The 5,182-nt window shown below is 49.5% G+C and carries 2 tRNA genes and 3 rRNA genes; all 5 read right to left on the minus strand.

The annotated features are described in order from the left end of the window. Positions 1-116 (minus strand): 5S ribosomal RNA (gene rrf, locus HMPREF1115_RS10685). 76 nt (positions 117-192) lie between these two features. Next, positions 193-3,059: ribosomal RNA gene (locus HMPREF1115_RS10690) — 23S ribosomal RNA — on the minus strand. A gap of 122 nt (positions 3,060-3,181) precedes the next feature. Further along, positions 3,182-3,254 (minus strand) — tRNA-Ala (locus HMPREF1115_RS10695). Positions 3,255-3,305: 51 nt separating this feature from the next. After that, positions 3,306-4,851: ribosomal RNA gene (locus tag HMPREF1115_RS10700) — 16S ribosomal RNA — on the minus strand. Together the 16S, 23S and 5S rRNA genes with 2 tRNA genes alongside form the textbook arrangement of a ribosomal RNA operon. A 233-nt stretch (positions 4,852-5,084) precedes the next feature. Next, positions 5,085-5,156 (minus strand) — tRNA-Glu (locus tag HMPREF1115_RS10705). Positions 5,157-5,182 lie beyond the last annotated feature (26 nt).

Consider the following 5,182-nt stretch of genomic DNA (forward strand, 5'->3'; position numbering starts at 1 on the left):
GCTAAGCGACTTCCATATCTCACAGGGGGCAACCCCCAACTACTTCCGGCGTTCTAGGGCTTAACTGCTGTGTTCGGCATGGGTACAGGTGTATCTCCTAGGCTATCGTCACTTAACTCTGAGTAATACCTACTCAAAATTGAATATCTATCAAATACCAAGAAAACCTTCGCTTTCGTATTCTCAGTTACTTTGGATAAGTCCTCGAGCTATTAGTATTAGTCCGCTACATGTGTCGCCACACTTCCACTTCTAACCTATCTACCTGATCATCTCTCAGGGCTCTTACTGATATAAAATCATGGGAAATCTCATCTTGAGGTGGGTTTCACACTTAGATGCTTTCAGCGTTTATCCCTTCCCTACATAGCTACCCAGCGATGCCTTTGGCAAGACAACTGGTACACCAGCGGTAAGTCCACTCTGGTCCTCTCGTACTAGGAGCAGATCCTCTCAAATTTCCTACGCCCGCGACGGATAGGGACCGAACTGTCTCACGACGTTCTGAACCCAGCTCGCGTGCCGCTTTAATGGGCGAACAGCCCAACCCTTGGGACCGACTACAGCCCCAGGATGCGACGAGCCGACATCGAGGTGCCAAACCTCCCCGTCGATGTGAACTCTTGGGGGAGATAAGCCTGTTATCCCCAGGGTAGCTTTTATCCGTTGAGCGATGGCCCTTCCATACGGAACCACCGGATCACTAAGCCCGACTTTCGTCCCTGCTCGAGTTGTAGCTCTCGCAGTCAAGCTCCCTTATACCTTTACACTCTGCGAATGATTTCCAACCATTCTGAGGGAACCTTTGGGCGCCTCCGTTACCTTTTAGGAGGCGACCGCCCCAGTCAAACTGCCCGTCAGACACTGTCTCCGATAGGGATAACCTATCCGGGTTAGAGTGGCCATAACACAAGGGTAGTATCCCAACAACGTCTCCTTCGAAACTGGCGTCCCGATCTCGTAGACTCCTACCTATCCTGTACATGTGGTACAGACACTCAATATCAAACTGCAGTAAAGCTCCATGGGGTCTTTCCGTCCTGTCGCGGGTAACCTGCATCTTCACAGGTACTAAAATTTCACCGAGTCTCTCGTTGAGACAGTGCCCAAATCATTACGCCTTTCGTGCGGGTCGGAACTTACCCGACAAGGAATTTCGCTACCTTAGGACCGTTATAGTTACGGCCGCCGTTTACTGGGGCTTCAATTCATACCTTCGCTTACGCTAAGCACTCCTCTTAACCTTCCAGCACCGGGCAGGCGTCACCCCCTATACATCATCTTACGATTTAGCAGAGAGCTGTGTTTTTGATAAACAGTTGCTTGGGCCTATTCACTGCGGCTGACCTAAAGTCAGCACCCCTTCTCCCGAAGTTACGGGGTCATTTTGCCGAGTTCCTTAACGAGAGTTCTCTCGCTCACCTGAGGCTACTCGCCTCGACTACCTGTGTCGGTTTGCGGTACGGGTAGAGTATGTTTAAACGCTAGAAGCTTTTCTTGGCAGTGTGACGTCACTAACTTCGCTACTAAACTTCGCTCCCCATCACAGCTCAATGTTATAGAATTAAGCATTTGACTCAATTCACACCTCACTGCTTAGACAGACTCTTCCATTCGTCTGCTTTAGTTAGCCTACTGCGTCCCTCCATCACTACATACTCTAGTACAGGAATATCAACCTGTTGTCCATCGGATACACCTTTCGGTCTCTCCTTAGGTCCCGACTAACCCAGGGCGGACGAGCCTTCCCCTGGAAACCTTAGTCTTACGGTGGACAGGATTCTCACCTGTCTTTCGCTACTCATACCGGCATTCTCACTTCTATGCGTTCCAGCACTCCTCACGGTATACCTTCATCACACATAGAACGCTCTCCTACCATACCTATAAAGGTATCCACAGCTTCGGTAAATTGTTTTAGCCCCGGTACATTTTCGGCGCAGGGTCACTCGACTAGTGAGCTATTACGCACTCTTTGAATGAATAGCTGCTTCTAAGCTAACATCCTAGTTGTCTGTGCAACCCCACATCCTTTTCCACTTAACAATTATTTTGGGACCTTAGCTGGTGGTCTGGGCTGTTTCCCTTTCGACTACGGATCTTAGCACTCGCAGTCTGACTGCCGACCATAATTCATTGGCATTCGGAGTTTATCTGAGATTGGTAATCCGGGATGGACCCCTCACCCAAACAGTGCTCTACCTCCAAGAATCTTGATGTCGACGCTAGCCCTAAAGCTATTTCGGAGAGAACCAGCTATCTCCAAGTTCGTTTGGAATTTCTCCGCTACCCACAAGTCATCCAAGCACTTTTCAACGTGCCCTGGTTCGGTCCTCCAGTGCGTCTTACCGCACCTTCAACCTGCTCATGGGTAGGTCACATGGTTTCGGGTCTACGACATGATACTAAGGCGCCCTATTCAGACTCGGTTTCCCTGCGGCTCCGTCTCTTCAACTTAACCTCGCATCATATCGTAACTCGCCGGTTCATTCTACAAAAGGCACGCTCTCACCCATTAACGGGCTCGAACTTGTTGTAGGCACACGGTTTCAGGTTCTATTTCACTCCCCTCCCGGGGTGCTTTTCACCTTTCCCTCACGGTACTGGTTCACTATCGGTCACTAGGGAGTATTTAGGGTTGGGAGATGGTCCTCCCACTCAGGATACTGCTAGGTACAAAGACTATTTTAAATACGAGGCTATTACTCTCTTTGGCTGATCTTCCCAAATCATTCTTCTATAATCTTTGAGTCCACATTGCAGTCCTACCCCCGAAGAGTAAACTCTTCGGTTTGCCCTCCTGCCGTTTCGCTCGCCGCTACTAAGGCAATCGCTTTTGCTTTCTCTTCCTGCAGCTACTTAGATGTTTCAGTTCACTGCGTCTTCCTCCTCACATCCTTAACAGATGCGGGTAACAGGTAGTACCTGTTGGGTTCCCCCATTCGGAAATCCCTGGATCATCGCTTACTTACAGCTACCCAAGGCATATCGTCGTTTGTCACGTCCTTCTTCGGCTCCTAGTGCCAAGGCATCCACCGTGCGCCCTTATTAACTTAACCTTATTTTTTGACCTTTCAGTCATAAACTCTTTTAATACTACAGCGTTTCGGTTTATTTTCTTGTTACTATTTGATATAGATATTCAATTTTCAATGTGCATTACTTGGTGATCTCTCACCAATGGAGCCTAGCGGGATCGAACCGCTGACCTCCTGCGTGCAAAGCAGGCGCTCTCCCAGCTGAGCTAAGGCCCCACAAGACCTCTCAAGACTAAACAAGACCAATGTGCAGTTCCTTATCCTTAGAAAGGAGGTGATCCAGCCGCACCTTCCGATACGGCTACCTTGTTACGACTTCACCCCAATCATCTATCCCACCTTAGGCGGCTGGCTCCAAATGGTTACCTCACCGACTTCGGGTGTTACAAACTCTCGTGGTGTGACGGGCGGTGTGTACAAGGCCCGGGAACGTATTCACCGCGGCGTGCTGATCCGCGATTACTAGCGATTCCGACTTCATGTAGGCGAGTTGCAGCCTACAATCCGAACTGAGACTGGCTTTAAGAGATTAGCTTGCCGTCACCGGCTTGCGACTCGTTGTACCAGCCATTGTAGCACGTGTGTAGCCCAGGTCATAAGGGGCATGATGATTTGACGTCATCCCCACCTTCCTCCGGTTTATTACCGGCAGTCTCGCTAGAGTGCCCAACTAAATGATGGCAACTAACAATAGGGGTTGCGCTCGTTGCGGGACTTAACCCAACATCTCACGACACGAGCTGACGACAACCATGCACCACCTGTCACCTCTGTCCCGAAGGAAAACTCTATCTCTAGAGCGGTCAGAGGGATGTCAAGACCTGGTAAGGTTCTTCGCGTTGCTTCGAATTAAACCACATGCTCCACCGCTTGTGCGGGCCCCCGTCAATTCCTTTGAGTTTCAACCTTGCGGTCGTACTCCCCAGGCGGAGTGCTTAATGCGTTAGCTGCGGCACTAAACCCCGGAAAGGGTCTAACACCTAGCACTCATCGTTTACGGCGTGGACTACCAGGGTATCTAATCCTGTTTGCTCCCCACGCTTTCGAGCCTCAGCGTCAGTTACAAGCCAGAGAGCCGCTTTCGCCACCGGTGTTCCTCCATATATCTACGCATTTCACCGCTACACATGGAATTCCACTCTCCCCTCTTGCACTCAAGTTAAACAGTTTCCAAAGCGTACTATGGTTAAGCCACAGCCTTTAACTTCAGACTTATCTAACCGCCTGCGCTCGCTTTACGCCCAATAAATCCGGACAACGCTCGGGACCTACGTATTACCGCGGCTGCTGGCACGTAGTTAGCCGTCCCTTTCTGGTAAGATACCGTCACAGTGTGAACTTTCCACTCTCACACTCGTTCTTCTCTTACAACAGAGCTTTACGATCCGAAAACCTTCTTCACTCACGCGGCGTTGCTCGGTCAGACTTCCGTCCATTGCCGAAGATTCCCTACTGCTGCCTCCCGTAGGAGTCTGGGCCGTGTCTCAGTCCCAGTGTGGCCGATCACCCTCTCAGGTCGGCTATGTATCGTTGCCTTGGTGAGCCGTTACCTCACCAACTAGCTAATACAACGCAGGTCCATCTGGTAGTGATGCAATTGCACCTTTTAAGCAAATGTCATGCAACATCTACTCTTATGCGGTATTAGCTATCGTTTCCAATAGTTATCCCCCGCTACCAGGCAGGTTACCTACGCGTTACTCACCCGTTCGCAACTCATCCAGAGAAGCAAGCTCCTCCTTCAGCGTTCTACTTGCATGTATTAGGCACGCCGCCAGCGTTCGTCCTGAGCCAGGATCAAACTCTCATTAAAAGTTTGAGTTCTCACTCATTTCTGTCACTGACAGATTTATTGTTTTTTTCATTGTTCAGTACTATAACATCAGTTATAGTGCCCTGCACATTGGTTCGTCTTGTTCAGTTTTCAAAGGTCTTTGTCTCTCACTTCTCTCATGAGCGACAACTATATTAGTATATCACAGCCATCTGTCTCTGTCAACAGATTTTTTAAACTTTTTTCAAGTTTTTTCTAACCACAATACACCATAGTCCGTACGGGATTCGAACCCGTGTTACCGCCGTGAAAAGGCGGTGTCTTAACCCCTTGACCAACGGACCTGAGCTTTTCAACTCTTTCTATTATA

The sequence above is a fragment of the Streptococcus oralis SK610 genome (genome assembly GCF_000257455.1).
GTDB lineage: Bacteria > Bacillota > Bacilli > Lactobacillales > Streptococcaceae > Streptococcus > Streptococcus oralis_CB.